Raw genomic sequence first — 19,743 nt, forward strand, 5'->3', positions numbered from 1 at the left:
CCGTCGCCACCGCGTCACAGACCCCCATTCGAGCACCGAAGTGAAACCGAAGCAAATGGAATTGGCAACTGCCGCGGATACGGTCAGCGGCGGCGACCCACTGTGCGGCGGTGTTGTAGACGGCATTGCCGCTGTAGTTCGCAGCCCAGGCGTAGTCAGCGGGCCAGAAGGTATCTGTGGGCGGCATGGAACTGCCGCTCGTCTGTGCCAGTCATCCGCGGGTAACTGATTTGTCGTAGCTCGGCCACGTGCGGGCGCTAAGTTGCTTCGAATGGCGAAGCACTACGCGACCACCGAAATCCGCGTCGAGGACGTGGAGATCGGTTTTGAGTTGCTCATGCCGTCTGGCATGGACGGCGTACCGCCTGCGAACTTCGTCGTCGACGGGGTCAAGCTAATCCACGATCAGGGTGCTGGAGAACCGCCGAAGATCCGGCTGACATCGGATTTTCCTGAAGGACCGTACACCGTCGAGTTCCCGCGCGACGCGATCGTCACCATGATTCTCGAGCCTCGGGACGACGACTGAGTTTCCGTGCCGCCAATTCGGTCCGAGCAGATGGCGTGGACGGGATTAAAATCTTGTCGTGCGCACTGGCAGTACCAGCATTGCAGACGCTCTGATTACCGCCGCGGTGGTGCTGACCGCCGCAATGATTTGCGCGGGCGCGGCGAGCGCCGACCCAAGCCAGCAGGATCAGTTTGTGGACTTGCTCGAACAAGATCAGGTTCCGGTCATGGACAACTTGCCTGCCCTGGTCGCCCGAGCCCATCAAATCTGTAACGAACTCAATCACGGCACTTCGGTCTACACCGTGGTGGACGAAGAGATGAACGGCATGTTCGAGGATGATCCGGCTCTGCGCCAACAGACCGCTCGGGTTCATAGAACCGCGATCAGATTCATCGCCGTATCAGCGCAGGTCTACTGCCCAAGCCACCTGACCGATCCATATGTAAGCGACGATGTCGGCTTCTCCATCCACGATCCAGCGGCAGCGGTATTTGACCAGATTTAGCCGGGTTTGTTGTGGGGCAGCGGGTCTCACTGACACCGAGTCATTGAGACTGGTGGACCGTGATGACGGAAGATGTCGCGGCGGAAGAGAAGTCATCGTCGCCGTCGGTATGTGCGTGGGGCGCCGCCAGTAACCCCACGACCAGCGCCACCAGGAGCGCCAACAGTGCGAGGCCCGCGGCCAACACGTTTCGCTTCATACCAACCGAAGTTAGGCCCCCAACCTCTGCTGGCGAACGTGGCGAAAGTCCTCGTGTACGCGTGCCGTTGGTCATCGCCGGCAGGGAGGCGGCCAGGCCTAGTGATGCTCACGAATTCGCAATGATCAAGTTCGCGCGCGAGAGTCACATCCGGCCGAGCTGACCTGACACGGTCCGCTGAGATGCAGGCGCCACGCCAAAATAGCGCTGCCGCAGCGTGTCGATGTGGGACTGAGCCTCGTTGACGTCGCGGCGTAGCGCCAAGGCGTCCATCTGAGAACCGTGCTTTTCCAGCCGCCTCATCTGGCTGATCAACTTATCTCGCACATCGGACAAAGCCCGTATCAACACTTCAGCTTGGAGTGCATCGCGATCCCCCATGCGGGGGATTGTGCCACCTGCCCGCGACCACCGCCGCATGGACCAACCCGCGATTGGACGGCGCTTCGAACGTGGATTAGCGGACCACCAGGCTTGCTCAACATGTGTGTTATAGACGCTGCGGTTCGGGTAACCGGTATTGCACGTTGGTGTCCGCTCGGGGCGCTGCTACGACAGGAGTTGGAATGATCGGATCAATAATCCTTGCACTCATCGTGGGCGCGGTCATCGGTGTGGTGGCACGTCTCGTCATGCCGGGTAGGCAGGACATCGGGATGCTCCCGACAGTTCTCATCGGCGCCCTGGGTGGCTTGATCGGCTCTGCGGTGGCTAGCCAATTCGGATACCACAATGCCAATGGTGGAGTCGCGTGGATTCCGTTCTTCGTCGGAGTCGTGGCTGCCGTCGTTCTCATCGCGATCTACGAATCCGTGACGGGTCGGCGCGGCGGCGGCGGTTTGTTGGGCCGGCGTGGCGGCACTGGCCTGATGGGTCGGCGTACGCGTACCCGCTTCTTCGGCTAGCCGGGTGAAATCCGCGGACCCTGCACCGCGCGACGAAAAGCTGGAAATGCCGCGACCCGGGTCGCGGCATTTCCTTGCTGAATAGCGGCTACTGCGTCGGGAGCGGAGTTGGCGGGGCATGGGTGATCTGTTGCCCCATGTGTTGTGGGCAGTAAGCGCTGGCCGCGATCATGGTGAACTGGGCCGCGGCGTCGCTGCTGAAGCCCGGATTACTCGATGACACGCTATTGATCACGCCGACTTGCGGATTGCCCTGGTCCATCAGCTCGCATGCCTTTTTGGCGGCCGCGACGGCAACACTTGGGTCCTGATAGGTGATGCCGGCCTTGTTGAGCGCCGCCAAGAAGCTGGCGTCGGGACCCGAGCTACTCGGATCGGCGTGTGCCGGCGTGGCCACCCCGAGCGCGGCGGCGAAGCCCGCAAGCATCACAAGAAATCGCATGGCTTCATCCTCGTACAGAGTGGCGTCGATGTCTCGACCGATCTCAGGCGATGACCGTTACCGATGAACTCGCAGTAGCCACGGGATGGCGGTTCGGCGTGCCGTGCGGTGATTGCCCACCGGCGTGACCGGCGCACGTTATGAATCAACGATGCACAACCACCATGTGAACCTGACCCAGCAGGAGAATTCGCTGATCGGCGAGAGTCATCCCGACGCTCTGGATCGCATGAACGTGAAGCAGCTGAAGGATCTCCAGAGCCGGCTCAGAACGTTGCGCGAGAAGAACTTCAGCCTGTTGCGGCGACAGGGTGCGGCGCGAGTGGAGGCCGAGGGTGCTCGAGGGTCCGCCCAGCCGGCCAACGAAAAGCGCGGCGAGAAGGTGGAAATCTTCGACGAGGCGCTGGCCCGGGTGAACCAGCGCCTCGAAGTTGTCACCGACGCCGAATAGCAGCCTCCGATTCAGTAGCCGCTCTGGCCGGGCGCGTGCGGTGGTTCGGCGATCACCTGCATCCACTGGCCGGGCGCGTGGTATTCGGTCGACTTTGCCTTGTTGGCGGCGTACACGATCGACAGCACGCCGCCCTCCAGGAAGTTGTACGAGTCGCCCGTGTCGTAGTCGTTGAACTTGTCGGTGAATCGCACTTTGAATGCCATATCAGAGAGCCTGCCATTGATGACCGCGATCGGCACAGTTGCGGCGACGCGCGGCAATTCGAGCGGGCTAACCCTTCACGGGTTGACGCGGGCTGAGCGAGTCCCGCCGGCTGGTGGGCGCGAGGCCGGGTCGGATCGCCGACCGGCCCGCTTCCTTGGCCAGCATCACCCCGACAATCCGGCGCGCGCGCAAGGCGGCGGCGTCAGCCTGAAATTCCACGCCACCCCGCCAGCCGTCGTATCCGACGTGCGCGGATGCCATCTCCAGGATCGACGTGTCGCGCTCGGCAACCCCGGCCAGGAACGACGTGAGCCGGTCTGTCACCGCATGGTCGTCGAGTCCGTAGTTGCGTGACGCTTGTAAGAACACGTGTGTCGACGTTTCCGTCTCGGGCGTGATGCCGTGGGTTCGGGTGGTGGTGTACCGCTCGCCATTCGCGGTCGCGAGCTCCCAGTACTGACGGTGCATCGCGGGGGAGACGAAGGTTCCGCTCTCGCGGCGCTTGTAGGTCACGTCGCGATCCAGTCCGGTCGCGTCGGCCTCCCAGTCGACGAGTTGCGCATCGGGCAGCAGCCGGGTGTAGGAGACGGTCGTCTCGGTGACCTCGATGTCGTTAAACGCTGGCATGCTGTCGATCTCGGCGGGCACATCACGCCTGTGCAGGATGGGGGCGTAGCTGAAGTCCATGTAGTGTTCGTGGACCATCATGTAATTCGCGTTGACGTGCCAGGCGCTGCCGAACGTCGACCACCCTGGATCGCTGGTCCACGGATTGCGCGGCGGTTCGCTCCCACCGGAAGCGCCCGGGGGCCCCAGCCAGATCCAGACGAACGGCGGCTCCTCAAGAAGCGGAAACACCGGCACCCGCATCCCAGTCGGCACCTTCGGCTGGCTCGGCGTATACACGCAGTTGCCATCGGAGTCGTAGGTGCACCCGTGATAACCACAGACCAGCCGATCTCCGTCGATTCGACTGTGCGACAACGGGAACGACCTATGCGCGCAACGGTTTTCGAATGCGTTGACGCTGCCGCTGGCGCCGCGCCACAACACCACGTCGCGGCCGAGCAACCGGCGCCCGAGTGGCACTTCGCCGAGTTCGGCGCAGTTCGCCGCCACGTACCAGCACTTCAACGGATAGTTGCTTCTCACAGGTCCAGCACCAGCCTCTCGGTGCGGGAGCGCGATACGCACGGCATCATCACTTCGCAACTTGCTCTCTCGGCATCGGTCAGCACGGAGTCCCGGTGAGCCGGGATGCCCTCCAGCACCTTGGCCTCACATGTTCCGCAGACGCCTTCATAACAGCTGCCCAAGATCGGGATGTCTGATTCCTCAAGGACTTCCAGAACCGACTGCTCCGGCCCGATCTCGAAACTGGCCCCGGACCGCTGGCACACCACCTCGAAGTGGTCGAGGGCCTCAGCGGTTTCCTCCGCCGACTGCGCCCGCGGCGCAAACCGTTCGATATGAAGCACTCCGCTTGGCCAATGGGCGCACTGCTGCTCCATCGCCGCGAGCAAGGGCTCAGGCCCGCAGCAGTACACCAACGTATTGTCCTGGGGCTTTTCGAGCAGCGATTTGAGGTCGAGCAGACCGCGTTCATCCTGGGGCCACAACGTAACCCGCGAGGGATAGCGCTCGGCAAGATCTTCCGCGAACGCCATCGAAGCCCGCGTCCGGCCACCGTAGAGCAGCGTCCAGTCACCGCCGGCGCGCTGCACGGCCTCGATCATCGCGGAGATCGGCGTGATGCCGATACCACCGGCGACGAATTTGTAGTGCAACGCGTCGACGAGCGGGAAATGGTTGCGCGGGCCGCGAACTCGGACCGTCGCTCCTTCGTGAAGCTTTTCGTGAACGTATTGCGAGCCGCCCCGACTGTGGGTTTCGAGCAGTACCCCGATGCGCCAGACGCCCGCGTCGCGCGGATCACCGCACAGCGAGTACTGACGCGTCACCCCGTCGTCGAGCATCAAGTCGATGTGAGCGCCCGGCCCCCAGCGCGGCAGCTCTTCGTCTGCCGGATGCGCGAGGTCAAGCACCACCACGCCTTCTACCGGCGTGCTGCGCTGCCGCACCGTCAGCTCGGTGGTGAACTCATGCACGTTGGCGCTGGGCGCGGTGACGGCGGGCGCAGACATGTCTCCTTGCTCCGATCGTGACACGAAATCAGCTCAGCTCCAGTCGAACTACAACTGCGTGGCCTGTTGCTGGTCGGGAACCGGTGGCAGGTAGATGGTCTTGTACACCTGGAACGCGTGCAGACCTTCCGGACCGAGTTCGCGACCCATCCCGCTTTGCTTGATGCCGCCGAACGGGGCAACGGGATCGTTGACGTAGTGGTTGATCCCTACGGTCCCGGAACGAACCCGGCGAGCAACGCTGGTGGCGTGTTCGGCATCCGAAGACCACACCGTGCCGCCAAGGCCGTAGACACTGTCGTTGGCGATCGCGATCGCTTCCTGCTCGTCGGAGTAGGGGATGAGGGAGAGTACCGGACCGAAGATCTCCTCCCTCGAGATCGTCGCGTTGTTGTCCAAGTCGGCGAAGATGGTCGGCGACAGAAACCAACCCCGGTCGAATGGCCGAGAGCCGCCGGTGGTCATCCGAGCGCCTTCGCTCTTGCCCTGGGCGATGTAGCCTTCGACGCGGTCACGCTGCCGCTGCGACACCAGCGGGCCAATCTTGGTTTCCGGATCGAGCGGGTCGCCGATCGTCAGTGAACGCGCGAGATCTGTTATTGTGTCGACGATTTCGTTGTACCTGCTGCGCGGAGCCAGGACTCGGGTGTTCAGCCAACATATCTGACCGTTGTTCAGCAGAGTGCAGCCGAAGAAGGACTCGAGCGAGGCGGCGAGGTCAGTGTCGTCGAGGATGATGGCGGCCGACTTGCCACCCAGTTCAAGAGTGACCGGTCGTAGCAGTCGTCCGCAGGTTTCAGCGATCCACCGACCCGCAGCGGTGGAGCCGGTGAACGACACCTTGTCCACGCCAGGATGTTCGACGAGGTAGGCACCTACCTCACGACCGCCGGGGACAACGTTGAGCACACCGTCGGGCACGCCCGCGGCGGCCGCGGCCTCAGCCATGAGGAATGCGTCGAGCACGGTTTCCTCGGCTGGCTTGAGCACCACGGAGCAGCCGGCTGCCAGGGCGGGTGCGAGTTTCAGAAATGAAATCCCTTGCGGGACATTCCAGGGCACTATGGCGCCCACCACGCCGACGGGCTGCTTGGACACCAGCGATGCGCCACCGAGCATGCCGACGCGTGGTTCCTCGACCGGCGCACTGGTCATCAGGTCGCTGTAGTAGCGCAACAGCAACGGCGGGAAGCCGGCCTCGAATTGCTGGGCGAGCCAGATCGGCATGCCGTTCTGCATCGACACCCGTCGGGCCGTTTCAGCGCCGCGCGCTTCCAGCTCCACCGCGAATCGTTCGAGGACGTCGGCGCGCTCCTTGGGATCCCAGTTCGCCCAACCGTCCGGGGCGTCGAACGCCGTTCTGGCAGACGAGACAGCCGCGTCGATATCGGCTTCGGTGCCCCTGGGTACCGAACCGATGCGATTTTCTGTTGCAGGCGAATAGACCCCGATGCTGTCGTGACCGGCGGGAGCTCGCCACGTGCCGCCGATGTAGAGCTGGGGATAGTCGATGGTTGTCATCTGAAAGTGCCGGCGGCTCAGGAGATCTTGACTTTGGCGGGCAGGTGCTTGAGACCGCCGACGAAGTTCGTCTGCGTCACGCTGCCGGGCCCTAGGACCTCGATCGAGTCCAGTCGGGGGAGCAGTTCCTCGAACATCACCTTCAATTCCTGCTTGCCCAGGTGCTGTCCGACACAGGTGTGCGCGCCGAACCCGAACGCGAGGTGGTTGTTCGGCTTGCGGTCGATGTTGAACTCGTCGGGGTGGTCGAAGACGTCCTCGTCGCGGCAGCCCGACTGGAACAACGGCATCAAACGATCACCGGCTTTGATCGTCTGACCGTGCAACGTGAAGTCCGTCAACGCTTTGCGCATGAAGTGTTTGACCGGTGCCACATAACGCAGACCCTCCTGGATCAGGTCAGGGATCAGACTCGGGTCGGCTTTGACGCGCGCCAGAATGTCGGGGTGTTTAGCCAATTGCTGGAGCGTGCCGGCCAGGGTTGCCGATGTGGTGTCGTGCCCAGCGGTGAAGATGGCCGTGTACCAGCCGTAGACGAAGGACTTGGGCCAGTACTCACCGTCCGCCCCCTTCGCGCAGGCGACCACCGTGGCCAGGTCGTCGCGAGGGTTGGCGCGGCGGTCTTCGGCGAGAGCGTCGAAGTAGCCGAAGAAGTCCTGGATGGTGGCCGAGAACTGTTGGGCCATCGCCTCCGGGGACAGCACCTCGACGTCGTCGCGCTGATGCTCCGGGTCGGCCGCGCCGAAGAACTCCTGGGTAAGCGCCATCATCCGCGGCTCGTCCTCGCGCGGCACGCCCACCAACGTCATCATCACGTGCAGTGGGTAGCCCAGCGCCCAGTCGTCGACGAGATCGATCTCGCCGCGGGCCGACACCTGCTTGAGTTGCTCGATCGACTCCCTTGCGAGCTCGCGAATCTGGTCCTCCAACTTCTTGACCGAATTGGGCTTGAAGTAGTTGAACGCCATGTTCTTGGCGTGAGTGTGCTCGGGTGGGTCGATGTAGGGGAGTGCGTCGAGGATGCGCAGGCTGCCACCGAGGAGTTGCTTGGTGAACCCGTCACCGGCGAGGTTCTGCAGGATCGGGTTGTGCGAGCCGGGATTGTCGGCGCCACCGCCCGCGGCGAATACCTCCGAGAGGCTTTCCACTTCCTGGATGTCGGCGTGCTTGCTGATCAACCAGACCGGGTCGTAGCCATCGACGACTGCCTTGGCCACCGGCATGTTGTGGCGCAGCCATTTGTAGGCCTCGTGCAGCGCGGTGAGATCGGAGTGGCCTTCGGGGAGCACCACGCGTCGCGCGATCTCGTCTGGAAGAACGGCTGACTCGGTGTGTTCGGTAATCGTCATCTCGGGTGTCCTGTTCCTACTGCCTTGAGTGACCAACGTGGCTGCCTACGGCTGTTTCAAGTCTCATCGCGTGAGGCTTCTTTGTGCGTCACCATGACGGGGGGTCATCACTGCCACGTTGGGGGTAATCGGGTCCGCGATGGCTGTTCAGACCAGGATTTCGCGCTGGTCAATCCGCCGGGCAGCCGTCGTCGATCCACTGCTCGATGCGGTCGATGTCCTCCGCCGGGACCGGATCGAGGTAGGCCGGCATGCGAGGGATCACTGCGCCGACGGGCGGGTCGTCCAGGTCGGAGCCAAACGGTGCTTCGCCTTTCAACGACAACACCAGGTTTGAGCCGGCGCCGTCGCCGAGGACGACGAGCTTTCTTCCGCCGACCTTCATGTCAACGAATCGGTCTCGCGTGACATCGCGCCAGAAGGGGCCGTGCGACACCACATCGGCGTCGGCACCGCCGACCGAGTTGTCCAGTATTGCAACGACGTCCTTGAAGTTCACGATGCCCCTTCCCGCATTCCCGGCTTCAAGTCTTAGCGTGACGGCCTTCTTCGCGCGTCACCATGACGGGGGGTCATCGCTGCCACCATGGGGGTAAGAGCAAGCCAAATCAGTTGGCGCTCCGGCATTTCAGCGTCATTCGGGCGTCCAGGTCGCCGGAAGCCGCTTGACGCCGGTCATGAAGTTCGACAGCAGCAGCTCTGGTTCCGCCGACTGAAGATTCTTCATCCGGGTGTAGACCTGCCGCATCTGAGACTTCAAATACCGCCTTGCCCAGCGCATGGCCGATGCAGTAGTGCGGACCGCCGCCGCCGAACGCCTGGTGAGGATTGTGCTTTTGGGTGCGGCTGATGTCGAACGTGTCGGGGTGGTCGAAGACATCTTCGTCCCGGTTGCCGGAGATGTACCACATCACCACCTTGTCGCCCTTCTTGATGGTGACGTCATCCAGTTGGTGGTCGCGCAGAGCGGTCCGGCGGAAGTGCATCAGCGGCGGTTCCATCCGCAAGGACTCGTTGACCGCGTCGTCGGCCCGGCCTTCGAAATCCTCCATGAGATAAGCGAGTTGGTCGGGGTTGTGCTGGAACAGCGTGATGACGTGCGCCATCGCGTGGCGGGTGGTGTCGTTGGCGCCGGCGGCAAGAAGCGCGAAGAAGACCCCGACTTCTCCGGTGGTCAGTTTGTGACCCTCGTACTCCGCTTGGGCCACCCACGTGAGCAGGTCGTCGCCGGGATTGCGCTTGCGTTCCTCGGCAAGTTCCAGGGCGAGTGTCGCAAGCTTGTTCGAGGCGTCGGCGAACACCATCAACGGTGAGCCGATGTGCGCCCATTCAGGGTCGGCCCACCCGGCGAACTGTTCGGCGGCGTCCATCACGTACTCGATGTGATCGGGGTCGTGGATGCCCATGAAGTTGGCGAAGACCCGGCCGGGCACTTCCTTGGTGATCAGTTGACACAGGTCCCCTTCGCCCAGCGGCGCAACCTTGTCGATGATCTTCTCCACCAGCCCGTTGATCTGATCGACCATCTTATTGATGTTGCGCGGGGCGAACGCGACGTTGACGATGTTGCGCATCTCGGTGTGCCGCGGTGGGTCGGTCACGATGAACGACAGCATCGTCTCCAACTGAGGGAAGTCGTCGATGAAGACGCCCTCGGCGGAGCTGAAGATCTCCGGGTGCCGCGAAACCTCTTGTATGTGGCGATTTTTGACGACTGACCAGAACCCTTTGGCGTTGTCGAGGTTGGGATCCAGTGCCTCGGGAGCATTGTTCCAACTGATCGGCTGGTTGGCCCGAAGCCACTTGAACGTCCGGTGGTGTTCGGGGCGGGGCTGCGCCCAGAACGACATCGTGTTCAGGTCGGTTCTGACGACTTCATCCGTTACGGCCATGATCAGTTCCCATCGTCTTCATCGCCGATACGAACGATCGGCGTCTTAACAGCCGACGGTAGGTCGCTGTGATCTGCGGCACCTCTCCCATCCGGGCTAACTTTCCTACCCCTAGATCGGTATTTGTCGCCTGATGGCAGCAAAAACACCCCGTTGGAGAGATGCGGTGCGAAGGTGAGGCGTGACCACAATTCGGTGACGTGGTCGTGAGGGTGATGGAGGGTTGTGGACATGAAGACCAAAGCCGCGCTGTTGTGGGGCCCGGGTGAGAAGTGGCAAGTCGAAGAAGTCACTCTCGACCCACCCGGACCCAACGAGGTCATGGTCAAGATGACGGCGTCCGGCTTGTGCCATTCCGACTACCACCTGGTCACCGGCGATATACCGATACCGTTTCCGGTCGTCGGCGGACATGAGGGCGCCGGCGTCGTAGCCGCTGTCGGACCCGGCGTCAGCGACATCGGCGAGGGCGACTCGGTTGTCCTGAGCTTTCTGCCCGCGTGTGGGAAATGCTCGTACTGCGCGCGCGGCATGACGAATTTGTGCGATCTCGGCGCCGCGATAATTCAGGGTCCGCAGCTTGACGGGACATATCGTTTTCACGCCCGCGGCGCCGGCGTGGGCCAAATGTGTCTACTAGGAACATTTTCTGAATACACGGTGGTGCCTACCGCGTCAGTGGTGAAAGTCGACGCCGGTAGTCGGCTGGATCGGGCGGTGCTGATCGGATGCTGTGTGCCAACGGGTTTCGGCAGCGTCGTCAACACCGCTCAGGTCAGGCCGGGCCAAACCGTCGTCGTGCTCGGTGTGGGAGGAATCGGCAGCAATGCCATTCAGGGCGCGAAAGCCGCAGGAGCGCGCCACATTGTCGCGGTGGACCCGGTGGCCTACAAGCGGGACCGGGCCGTTGATTTCGGCGCCACCCACACCTCTGCGACAGTCGAAGAGGCGCAGGGCCTGATCGCCGATCTGACCCGTGGACAGCTCGCGGACGCCTGCATCATCACCACCGACGTGGCAGAGAGTGCATACGTGGGCCAGGCGCTGAGCTTGGTCGGCAAACGCGGCAAGGTGATCGTCACCGCTATCGGTCACCCGACCGATTTGTCGATCAGCGGCTCGCTGTTCGAATTGACGCTGTACGAGAAGTCAATTCACGGTTCGCTGTTCGGATCGTCGAACCCGCGCCACGATATCCCGCGCTACCTGGAGATGTACAACCTCGGTCAGCTGAAGCTCGACGAACTGGTGACCATCGAATACTCGCTGGACGACATCAACACCGGGTATGAGGACATGCTGGAGGGCCGCAACATACGCGGCGTGATCCGATTCTGAACTACGTCAATTGACGATGTGGTGATACTTGGCAACGGCTTCGGTGCGATTTGCCGCTCCAAGCTTCCTCAGTACGTGCTTGACATGGGTTTTGACGGTCCCCTCGGCAACGAACAGGCTGATCGCGATTTGCGCGTTGGTCTTTCCCGCAGCGATTCCGTGCAACACGTCCCATTCCCGGCGGGTCAGCGTCTCCGCAGCGCCGCCGTCGCGTTCGCGAGGAGGGGCAGGTTCGAGGGGCTCACCGAGGGCCGCGCTTTCCATCACCGCAACGGTGACGTCGTCGACGACCGCATTGACGTCGCGCGCGTAGTCGTTACAGGCCTGCTGCACCGACTTGAGTCTGTCCAGCAACAGATTGCGCTCGAATGCGATACCCAGCCCTTCGGCGAACACGGCCAGCACGTCGCGGTCCGACTCGTCCACCAGCGCCGACTTCGCCTGCCGGTCAGCGTGCAGTAGACCGATGGGCTGGCCCCAAGCGAGTACCGGCGCCGCGACATAGGCCTCCGTTTCGGTGAGGGCGACCAATTCGGTGTACACCCGTGGGTTCGACTGAGGATCACGAACCACCATCGGTGCGCCACGGCGCACCATCTCTGCCTAAAGGAGAGCGCCGTTGAGTTTGCGCGGATGTGCCAGCCCCACTTCGATCAAGGTGTGCGCAAACCCCTCATCGGTGCCGGCGTACGCCGAAGACGCCAGCCAGAATCCATGATCGATGCGCGAGAACAAGATTCGGTCGAACCCCATGTACTGGGCTTCCGCGGCCGCCCGCTCGATGAGCTCCGCCGTGCTTCCCGCTTGTCGGAGCCGCCCCACCGCATCGCGGACCATGAGGACCTTGGCTGCCCGCCGGTCAAGCAGTGCATCGAGGACTTCGGCCTGCGCACGTTCCGATCGCACCAGCAGCGCCGCTATCTGCACGGCCCGGGCGGGATCGGTGTCGCTGGCGCCAGCGGTCAGTCGCTCGCTAAGCGCGCGGCGAGTCGCCGACAACGCGGCAGCCGCCGCGTCGAGATCGTCGTCGCCGAATCCGGGACTGATCGTGCCGCTGCCGACCACTTCTTCGGCGGCGCTGAGGACTTCGCGAGCCTGCTCGACGCTCTCCATGTCAGCCGCTTTTCGCCAGGGCGAGCACTTCGTCGAAGCCCTCGCGCAGGCATATCGCAAATGCCGTGGCGTCGACGACGGCATCGGGATCGAAGTTGACTGCGATACAACATGTTCCGTCGTAAGTCACCATCGCGACCATGGCGGGAATGCCTGGCCGAGGACCCATCGGGTAGATGTGGGTGACCCGTGCGCCGGCCAAATACAGCGGGCGACTGACCGCCCCAAGGTTGGAAGCCTGCAGATCGGATAGGCCGGTCATCCCGCCGGCGATGCGGGTGAGGACAAATCCCGGCAGCCGGCTCAGGACCGGCGCGAGAAGGTCCAGGAAGCCCAGCGCGGGCTCCATCCGCGCGTCGGCGATGAATTCGTGGATGGCAGCGATGCGGGCCTCGGGATCCGGTTCGCCGACCGGCGCCACGAACCGCGCGCCGGCGAACTTGTTCGCGCCCATCGGGTCGGCGTCGGTGCGCAGGCTGACCGGAACTGCCATCGGTATGTAATCGACTGTCAACGAGAGCTTTTCGTGATAACGGCGAAGCCCACCGAGTAGAGCGGCCAGGAACGCATCGTTGACCGAACCGCCGGCCGCCTTGCCGGCAGCCTTCAGGCCGTCGAAAGGTACGTCGAAGGTATCCAGCCGGTAGCCGGATCCGCTGCCTGTCAATGCGGGAGAATGCGGAGCGTCGGGCGGAGTGAGCACTCGTCGCAGTGACATGGCGAATTTGACTGCTTCGCTTGCGGTTCCGATCGGGTCGGTGGCCAGCCGACTGGCGACGTGGAAGACTTCGCGCACAGCGTCACCGGGCGCGCCGACGACCTTGTCGGCCAATCGGTGTAGCAGCAGCCCTTCGGGGGACTCCTGCCGACGCGGCTCGGGTACTGGCCGCAGGTCGGTGGGCCCGGGCTCCCGGCTGTGCCCATGGGCGAGGTCCAACAGCTGCAGCAAGCCGATGCCGTCACTGAGGCTGTGATGCGGCTTGAAGAGATAGGCGGCCTGGCCGCCAGCCACGCCGAGCACCAACAGCGACTCCCACGGGGGACGTTCGGGGTCGAGCGGACGGGCGGCGAATTGTGCCGCCAGCGCGTGTAGTTCGTCCATCGACCCGTCACCCGGGAGCCGCACTCGTTGCAGGTGGTAGCTCAGGTCGAACCGGGGGTCGGGCGACCAGGCCGGCGTCACCAAGGGAAGCACGGGTTCGACAACGCGTTCGCGCAGCCGCGGTACCAGCCGGGTCAGGCGATCGTGGGCGGCGACCAGGCGATCCCAATCCGGCTCGGTGTCAAGCATTTCGACGACCACGCCGGTCGAGCGGGTGCGGTAGTCGTTGCCGGTACGCCACATCAACGCTTCCCAGGCGCTGAGGTCTTGGCCGCCACCCCACGAGGCGAGGTCGTCAGTTTCTTTGCCGGGCAAGACCATCACCTCCCGGTGTCGAGGCTGCCGCGTCGTCGACGGCACGGGTCACTTCGAGGATCAACTCGGCGACACCGGCGGGGTCGTCGGACATCGGCACGTGGCCGACACCGCTGAGGCGGATGAGCTCCGCTCCCGGCAGGCGTTCGAGCATGGGCGAGCCGAAGTGCTTGAACGGCAGGATGCGATCGCGTTCGGCCCACACCAGGCGCACGGGGTAGTCCCGGTCCGCGGGCAATGGGTCTACCGGGGTGAGGTGGAGCACCCGCAACAGTGGCTCGACGACCGGGGACTGACCGCTGGCATGGATGTAGGTCACCAACGTCTCGCGGGGCACCCGATGCGGATGCGCCACCTGGGCGGCCAACATCGCCCAGCGCATCACGCGCCGTGCGGCGATCGCTTCTGCCCGCGACGAATTGCGGGCGAGCGCGCCGAACGAGAACCTGATGCCGTGCGCGGTCGCCCGGAGTCGGCGAGGCGAACGCCAAGCCCCGGCCGGGCTGAGCAGAACGAGTGACCGAGCGCGTCCCCGGCGGGCAAGCTCGATGCCGATCCACCCGCCGAGTGAGTTGCCGGCGATGTGCACGGTCGGCAGGCCCAGCCGATCGAGCTCGGCCTCGATGCCGTCCACCAGCGCTTGGACTGATGGCACCACGCCGGAGTCCAGCGCCGGGCCGCCCGCGTGTCCGTGAAGGGTCGGCACGATCACATCGTGGTGCGGTTCCAGGTATGGCAGCACCGGCGACCAGGCTTGCCAAATGCCCCCGATCCCGTGCAGCAACAGCAGCGGCGTGCCCGTCCCGGCGCGGTGGTTCGGGGTCAGATCCAGGACGGACACTGTTGCGCGGGGCTCGGCGGAGCGGCGCCGGACGAGCGCGGCTCGCGCCGCCGCGGCGGTTCCGCCGAGCAGGGCCGCGGTCAGGATGGTCGCCCGTCGGTGCGAGTTGCTCGCCATGGAAGTGAGTCGGCTCCGATCAGGGTGTCAGTACGACCTTGAGGACTTCGCCGCGGTGCTGGGCGGCGACCGCCTCGTTGATCTGTGCCATCGGCATCGTCGTGATCAGCTTGTCGAACGGGAATTTGCCCTGACGATGAAGATCCAGCAGGTAGGGGATGAAGGTCTGCGGATCGGAGTCGCCCTCGACGATGCCTCGAATGGTGAGCCCGAGCAACGGCGGCTGGAACAGGCCGACCGAGAAGACCGCGTCGGGATCGGCCGGTACACCGATCAGCCCGAGCATTCCCCGCATCCCGAGGGAGGCCAGCAGCTGTTCGACGACCGGGGTCACGGCGGTGGTGTCGATGGCGTAATCGACTCCGGCCGGCACGATCTCCCGGATCTGGTCGGCCAGCGGACCGGCTTGCGGATCGATGGTGTGGGTGGCGCCGAGCTCGGTGGCCAGCGTCCGCCTGCTTTCGTGGAGGTCGACAGCAATGATCGAGCTGGCCTCGCGGACCACCGCGGCCATCACGGCCGACAGGCCCACCGCTCCCGCGCCGGCGACCACCACCGCCGACTCGGGTTGCACGTCAAGCGAATTGAATACTGCGCCGGCGCCGGTCTGGATCCCGCAGCCAAGAGGTCCGACCAATTCGACGGGTACGTCCGACGGCAACTTGACCACGTTGCGTTCGTGGGCGAGCGCATGGGTGGCCAGCGACGACTGGCCGAAGAAATTTGCACCCAATTTGGTGCCGGCGGAAGTCAGTCCGGAGGTTCCGTCCGAGCGCACTCCGCTGAAGTTGTATTCGAGGAAGTTGTGGCAGTACGCCGATTCGCCCATGGCGCACCGAGGACACATACCGCAGCTGTTGAAGCTGATCGCGACATGGTCACCGACGGCAACCGCCGTGACGTCGCCACCGACCGAGACCACGGTTCCGCTGCCTTCGTGGCCCAGGACGCCTGGCAGTTGAAACGGCAGATGGCCTTCCTTGACCGCGATGTCGGTGTGGCAGATGCCGACTCCGGCGATCTGTACCAGCACTTCGTCGGATGCCGGTTCTTGAAGTTCGACATCGGCCATGCTGAACGGCGCTCCCACCTCCTGCACTACTGCGGCTGAAATGTGCATCCGGCTGCCTCTTTTCCGTTCGCTGGCACGCGGGCACGGTGCGAGTACCCACGCGCGTGCTGATGAGTGTGGCCGACCGACCGATGCCACCGCGTCACCACATCGGGCAGTTCTCTACCCCGCAGAGGGGGTATTTCCTTTCCAACCCCTTGGCGCGGTCCGCGCAAGTCCTCATATTGGGATGGTCGCAACCTTGTTTGCAGCCACCGGCCGGAAGTGAGAAATGAGATGACCGGCACGCCAGCACCGGTGATCGCTGTCGACGAATTGATCGAGCGCATCAAGACAGGACCTGCCGGTCGGAGCGTGGCGGCGTTCTTCGACTTCGACGGAACGTTGATCCAGGGGTACTCGGCCGGCGCGCTCTACGCGCACCGCGCCCGCAATCTCGAACTCGGACCCGACGAGCTCATCCGGACATTGCGCGCCGCGATCGGCGGTCCCCTCACCGAGGAGGCATTCAAAGACCTTGTCACGCAGGGCATCCGGGGCTGGGTCGGACGCCAAGACGACGACCTCATGGAATTGGGCGAGCAACTCTTCGCTCAGCAGATCGCCGGCGCGCTCTTTCACGGGGCGTGGCGATTGGTACGCGCCCACCAGAATCGCGGCCACACCGTTGTCATCGCGACCTCGGCGACGCGGATGCAGGCGCAGCCCATTGCCCGGGAATTGGGTGTCGAGCATGTCTTGTGCACCGAGCTCCAGACCGAGCACGGCGTGCTCACCGGTGGCGTCGTGGGACGTCCGCCGTGGGGGGAGGGCAAACTCGCCGCGGTCAAGGAGTTCGCCAGACGTCGACGCATCCCGCTGAAAAACAGCCATGCCTACGCCAACGGCGCCGAGGACGTCCCGCTGCTCGAAGGTGTCGGGTTCCCCCACCCGGTCAACCCGGAGCCGCTGCTGGCCCGTCGAGCAGAAGAGCGCGGGTGGCAACTCCTGCGGTTTTCCGGCAAGCGAAGCCGCCTGCATCCCGTGGCGCTGGCCAGGACGTCGGCGTTGTTCGGGAGCTTCGCCGCGGCGGTGGGCGTGGGCGCGCTGGCCGGGGCGTTGACCGTGGATCGCCGCCACGGGGTCGACGCGGCCACGCGGCTGTTCGGCCGTGTCGGTGGACAATTGAGCAACGTCCGGGTCACGGTCCTCGACGAGCATCACAGCACGCGACGGCCGGCGGTGTTTCTCATCAACCATCAGAGCACGTTGATCGACGCACTGGTCACCTCGCGGGTGGTCCAGCGCGGCTTCAGCGTCATGGCCAAAGCCGAAGTGAAACAGATCCCGGTGCTCGGGCAGTTGCTCACGCTGGCCGATGTCGCGTTCGTCGACCGGGCAAACACGTCTCAGGCCATCTCGGCAATGCAGCCCGTGGTGGAAAAGCTACGCGCCGGGATCTCGATCGTGTTGGCGCCCGAAGGCACTCGGTCGCTGAGCCCGCGCGTCGGCGCATTCAAAAAGGGCGGCTTTCACCTGGCCCGCGACGCCGGGGTGCCGATCGTTCCGATCGTCATTCGCAACGCAGGCGAGATCATGTGGCGCAATGCCAAGGTGGTTCAGGAAGGCACGATCGAAGTCGTTGTCCACGAACCGGTTCCGACCACCGACTGGACGCGGGACGACCTGAACGAATGGGTGTCGCGGACGCGCCAGTTGTATGTCGACACATTGGACGATTGGCCGGGTATCGACGCGGCAAAGAGGTGGTCGGATGCGATCGCGCAGGGATCCGGAGCGGTGCAGCGATGACGTCGCTGCACGACCGGTTCACCAGGGTGCTCGGTGCGAAAGCGTCCGCCGGCCGGTCGTCAGACGAAGCCGAGGCACTGCTCGGGTCTGACGACTTTCATCGCGCCACAACGCAATTAGCTTCGCAACTGGGCCGCGATGCGACCGACGTGCACGCCGAGGCGGTCGGCTATGTACGCGAGATGGCGGCCACTCATGTCCCATCCGTCGTGCGCACCTGGAAAGCATTGTCCGCATGGATGGTTCGTGGCTTTCAGGTCGTCGTCGACGACGACGAGGTGGCCCGACTGCGGGCCCTCGACCGCGACCACGCATTGATCTTCTTGATCTCGCACCGGTCTTACCTGGATCAGTTCTCGTTTCCGCCGCGCCTCACCCGGGAAGGTATCTCGCCGACCTTCGGGCTCGCCGGCGCCAACCTCAACTTTTTCCCGCTGGGCACGATGGCCCGACGCAACGGATTCATCCCGGTCCGGCGCTCGACGGGCGACGTACCGGTGTATCGGTTGGCCCTGCGCGCGCTCGTCGGCCAGATGGTGGCCAGTGGCCGCAACCTGGTGTGGTCGATCGAAGGGGGCCGCACACGCACCGGCAAGTTGCGGACCCCGCGGTACGGATTGCTGCGGTATGTCACCGATGCCGTCGAATCCGTGGGCTCACAGCAGACGCTCGCCGTTCCCGTCTCGATTCTCTTCGACCAGTTGCCGCTGCACGAAGTCAAACTGATGACAGAGGAATCGCGTGGGCTTCCCAAGAAGCCCGAGAACGCGCGCTGGTTGTTGAGTTACGCACGCGGCCTTCGGTATCGGCTGGGCCATATCTACATCAACTTCGCTGCGCCGGTGCCGCTGTACGAGCGCATGGTGGCGTTGCGCGCCGAGGGGCTGAACGACCGGCAAATCGTCGAGCGGATCGCGCTCGACATCTGCCACCGCCTCAACCAGGTCACACCGGTGACTGCGACAGCCGCGGTGTGCGTTGCGATGCTCGGTGAAGACCGTGCCCTGACACTCGACGAAGTGTGCGCCACGGTCGCGCCGCTGGCCCGGTACCTGCGCGCCCGCGGCTGGCCCGTCGCCGGGAGGGCCGACCTCACCGACCGCGCTACGGTCTCGCGGACGCTGCGCGACTTGGTCGGCTCCGGGGTGTTGTCGTGCTACTCCGAAGGGCCGAGCACGGTGTGGGGGATCGGCGGCGACCAGCATCTGATCGCGGCGGTCTACCGCAACAGCGCGGTCCATGTCCTGGTGATGAGGGCGATCGCCGAGCTTGCCTTGCTGGCCATCGTCCGGACGCCGGGGGCCACCAAGCGCACGGGATGGGAAAGGGCGTCGGCGGTCCGCGAACTGCTCAAATTCGACTTCTTCTTCGCCGGGCGTGCCGAGTTCGCCGACGAATTGTGGAATGAGTTCGCGATCATGACCGGCCGCGGCCACGACCCCGGGGCGCCGCTGGATCCCGATGAGGCGATGCGCAGTTTGACCGAAAGCGAGCTACTTGTAGCACATCTCGTGCTCAGGCCCTTCATCGACGCGTACCGGGTGATGGCTGAGGAGTTGCTCAGCAGCGGCACTGTGCGCGACGTGGACGAGCCCGCGCTGCTCGAGAGGTGTCTTCGGCTCGCTCGTCAGTGGTCCCTGCAGCACCGCATCACCGAAGAGTCGGTGTCGGCCGATATGTTCACCGCCGCCCTGAAGATGGCCCGTCACCGCGGGCTTCTCGACCCCGCTGCCGCGGAGTCCGATATTGCCGTCGGTCGGGAAGCCCTTGTCGCCGAGCTCGACGACCTGCAGCGGTCAATCGGTGAACTGGCCCAGCTGCGTCGGGACTTCGTGACGGTATGAGCACGTCGCCGCGTCTGGCGCCGGCTGGCGTCGCTTTGGTAATATGGTAAGACCATAAACGAGTGGCTTTCAGGACCTTCT

Annotated in this window: 22 protein-coding genes; 7 read left to right on the plus strand and 15 right to left on the minus strand. The window is 64.2% G+C overall.

Annotated features, from left to right (window positions below):
- The first annotated feature begins 271 nt into the window (after positions 1–271).
- Positions 272–529 (plus strand): hypothetical protein, encoded by a 258-nt coding sequence (locus tag G6N27_RS03685; protein ID WP_163775122.1) that lies wholly within the window; start codon positions 272–274, stop codon positions 527–529.
- A gap of 58 nt (positions 530–587) precedes the next feature.
- Complete coding sequence (locus G6N27_RS03690; RefSeq protein WP_163775123.1) at positions 588–1,019, plus strand: DUF732 domain-containing protein; 432 nt, start codon at positions 588–590, stop codon at positions 1,017–1,019.
- Positions 1,020–1,059: 40 nt separating this feature from the next.
- On the opposite strand, the gene G6N27_RS03695 is transcribed toward G6N27_RS03690, so the two are convergent.
- Positions 1,060–1,218 carry a hypothetical protein gene (locus G6N27_RS03695; protein WP_163775124.1) on the minus strand — a complete coding sequence of 53 codons (159 nt, stop codon included), beginning with the start codon at positions 1,216–1,218 and terminating at the stop codon, positions 1,060–1,062.
- A 144-nt stretch (positions 1,219–1,362) separates the two neighbouring features.
- Complete coding sequence (locus G6N27_RS03700) at positions 1,363–1,599, minus strand: hypothetical protein (protein WP_163775125.1); 237 nt, start codon at positions 1,597–1,599, stop codon at positions 1,363–1,365.
- 185 nt (positions 1,600–1,784) lie between these two features.
- Between G6N27_RS03700 and G6N27_RS03705 the strand changes: the two genes are divergently transcribed.
- Complete coding sequence (locus G6N27_RS03705) at positions 1,785–2,123, plus strand: GlsB/YeaQ/YmgE family stress response membrane protein (protein WP_232064850.1); 339 nt, start codon at positions 1,785–1,787, stop codon at positions 2,121–2,123.
- Between the two features lie 88 nt (positions 2,124–2,211).
- Here the strand turns inward: G6N27_RS03705 and G6N27_RS03710 are convergent, their stop codons facing one another.
- The gene (locus G6N27_RS03710; RefSeq protein WP_179963343.1) at positions 2,212–2,565 is read right to left on the minus strand and encodes a DUF732 domain-containing protein; all 354 of its coding nucleotides are present in this window, start codon (positions 2,563–2,565) and stop codon (positions 2,212–2,214) included.
- Between the two features lie 112 nt (positions 2,566–2,677).
- Here G6N27_RS03710 and G6N27_RS03715 point away from each other — a divergent pair, with 112 nt between their 5' ends.
- Positions 2,678–3,016, plus strand: coding sequence for a hypothetical protein (locus G6N27_RS03715; RefSeq protein WP_232064852.1), 339 nt, complete (start codon positions 2,678–2,680; stop codon positions 3,014–3,016).
- A gap of 11 nt (positions 3,017–3,027) precedes the next feature.
- Here the strand turns inward: G6N27_RS03715 and G6N27_RS03720 are convergent, their stop codons facing one another.
- The 7 genes from G6N27_RS03720 to G6N27_RS03750 form a co-directional block, all read right to left on the minus strand.
- Positions 3,028–3,222, minus strand: coding sequence for a hypothetical protein (locus G6N27_RS03720; protein ID WP_163775126.1), 195 nt, complete (start codon positions 3,220–3,222; stop codon positions 3,028–3,030).
- 67 nt (positions 3,223–3,289) lie between these two features.
- Positions 3,290–4,375, minus strand: coding sequence for a Rieske 2Fe-2S domain-containing protein (locus tag G6N27_RS03725; protein ID WP_163775127.1), 1,086 nt, complete (start codon positions 4,373–4,375; stop codon positions 3,290–3,292).
- A complete protein-coding gene (locus tag G6N27_RS03730; RefSeq protein ID WP_163775128.1) occupies positions 4,372–5,367 on the minus strand; it encodes a PDR/VanB family oxidoreductase in 996 nt (331 codons plus the stop codon). The genes G6N27_RS03725 and G6N27_RS03730 overlap by 4 nt, the downstream gene beginning before the upstream one ends.
- 48 nt (positions 5,368–5,415) lie before the next feature.
- Positions 5,416–6,888 (minus strand): aldehyde dehydrogenase, encoded by a 1,473-nt coding sequence (locus G6N27_RS03735; RefSeq protein ID WP_163775129.1) that lies wholly within the window; start codon positions 6,886–6,888, stop codon positions 5,416–5,418.
- A 17-nt stretch (positions 6,889–6,905) separates the two neighbouring features.
- Positions 6,906–8,237 (minus strand): cytochrome P450, encoded by a 1,332-nt coding sequence (locus G6N27_RS03740; RefSeq protein WP_163775130.1) that lies wholly within the window; start codon positions 8,235–8,237, stop codon positions 6,906–6,908.
- 169 nt (positions 8,238–8,406) lie between these two features.
- A complete protein-coding gene (locus G6N27_RS03745; RefSeq protein ID WP_163775131.1) occupies positions 8,407–8,736 on the minus strand; it encodes a hypothetical protein in 330 nt (109 codons plus the stop codon).
- 109 nt (positions 8,737–8,845) lie between these two features.
- On the minus strand, positions 8,846–10,129 hold the full coding sequence (locus tag G6N27_RS03750; RefSeq protein ID WP_197746523.1) for a cytochrome P450: 1,284 nt from the start codon (positions 10,127–10,129) through the stop codon (positions 8,846–8,848).
- Positions 10,130–10,360: 231 nt separating this feature from the next.
- On the opposite strand from G6N27_RS03750, the gene G6N27_RS03755 reads away from it, so the two are divergent.
- Entirely contained in the window at positions 10,361–11,467 is a 1,107-nt protein-coding gene (locus G6N27_RS03755; RefSeq protein ID WP_163775132.1) for an NDMA-dependent alcohol dehydrogenase, read from the plus strand.
- Positions 11,468–11,473: 6 nt separating this feature from the next.
- Here the strand turns inward: G6N27_RS03755 and G6N27_RS25490 are convergent, their stop codons facing one another.
- Genes G6N27_RS25490 through G6N27_RS03780 form a run of 5 tightly spaced genes read right to left on the minus strand, consistent with a single transcriptional unit; the run spans position 11,474 to position 16,075 of the window.
- Positions 11,474–12,043 carry a helix-turn-helix transcriptional regulator gene (locus G6N27_RS25490; RefSeq protein ID WP_269474242.1) on the minus strand — a complete coding sequence of 190 codons (570 nt, stop codon included), beginning with the start codon at positions 12,041–12,043 and terminating at the stop codon, positions 11,474–11,476.
- Positions 12,044–12,070: 27 nt separating this feature from the next.
- Entirely contained in the window at positions 12,071–12,580 is a 510-nt protein-coding gene (locus G6N27_RS03765; RefSeq protein ID WP_163775134.1) for a hypothetical protein, read from the minus strand.
- Between the two features lies 1 nt (position 12,581).
- Positions 12,582–13,997 carry a wax ester/triacylglycerol synthase domain-containing protein gene (locus G6N27_RS03770; RefSeq protein WP_232064853.1) on the minus strand — a complete coding sequence of 472 codons (1,416 nt, stop codon included), beginning with the start codon at positions 13,995–13,997 and terminating at the stop codon, positions 12,582–12,584.
- Positions 13,978–14,955: an alpha/beta fold hydrolase gene (locus G6N27_RS03775; protein WP_163775135.1), complete on the minus strand. Its 978-nt coding sequence runs from the start codon at positions 14,953–14,955 to the stop codon at positions 13,978–13,980. Before G6N27_RS03775 ends, G6N27_RS03770 begins: the two co-directional genes overlap by 20 nt.
- A 19-nt stretch (positions 14,956–14,974) precedes the next feature.
- Positions 14,975–16,075: an NAD(P)-dependent alcohol dehydrogenase gene (locus G6N27_RS03780; RefSeq protein ID WP_163775136.1), complete on the minus strand. Its 1,101-nt coding sequence runs from the start codon at positions 16,073–16,075 to the stop codon at positions 14,975–14,977.
- 228 nt (positions 16,076–16,303) lie between these two features.
- On the opposite strand from G6N27_RS03780, the gene G6N27_RS03785 reads away from it, so the two are divergent.
- Together G6N27_RS03785 and G6N27_RS03790 are read left to right on the plus strand one after the other, a co-directional pair.
- The gene (locus G6N27_RS03785) at positions 16,304–17,818 is read left to right on the plus strand and encodes an HAD-IB family hydrolase (protein ID WP_163775137.1); all 1,515 of its coding nucleotides are present in this window, start codon (positions 16,304–16,306) and stop codon (positions 17,816–17,818) included.
- Positions 17,815–19,662, plus strand: coding sequence for a 1-acyl-sn-glycerol-3-phosphate acyltransferase (locus G6N27_RS03790; RefSeq protein ID WP_163775138.1), 1,848 nt, complete (start codon positions 17,815–17,817; stop codon positions 19,660–19,662). The genes G6N27_RS03785 and G6N27_RS03790 overlap by 4 nt, the downstream gene beginning before the upstream one ends.
- The last annotated feature ends 81 nt before the right edge of the window (positions 19,663–19,743 follow it).

It is taken from the genome of Mycobacterium cookii (assembly GCF_010727945.1).
In the GTDB taxonomy this organism is placed as follows: domain Bacteria; phylum Actinomycetota; class Actinomycetes; order Mycobacteriales; family Mycobacteriaceae; genus Mycobacterium; species Mycobacterium cookii.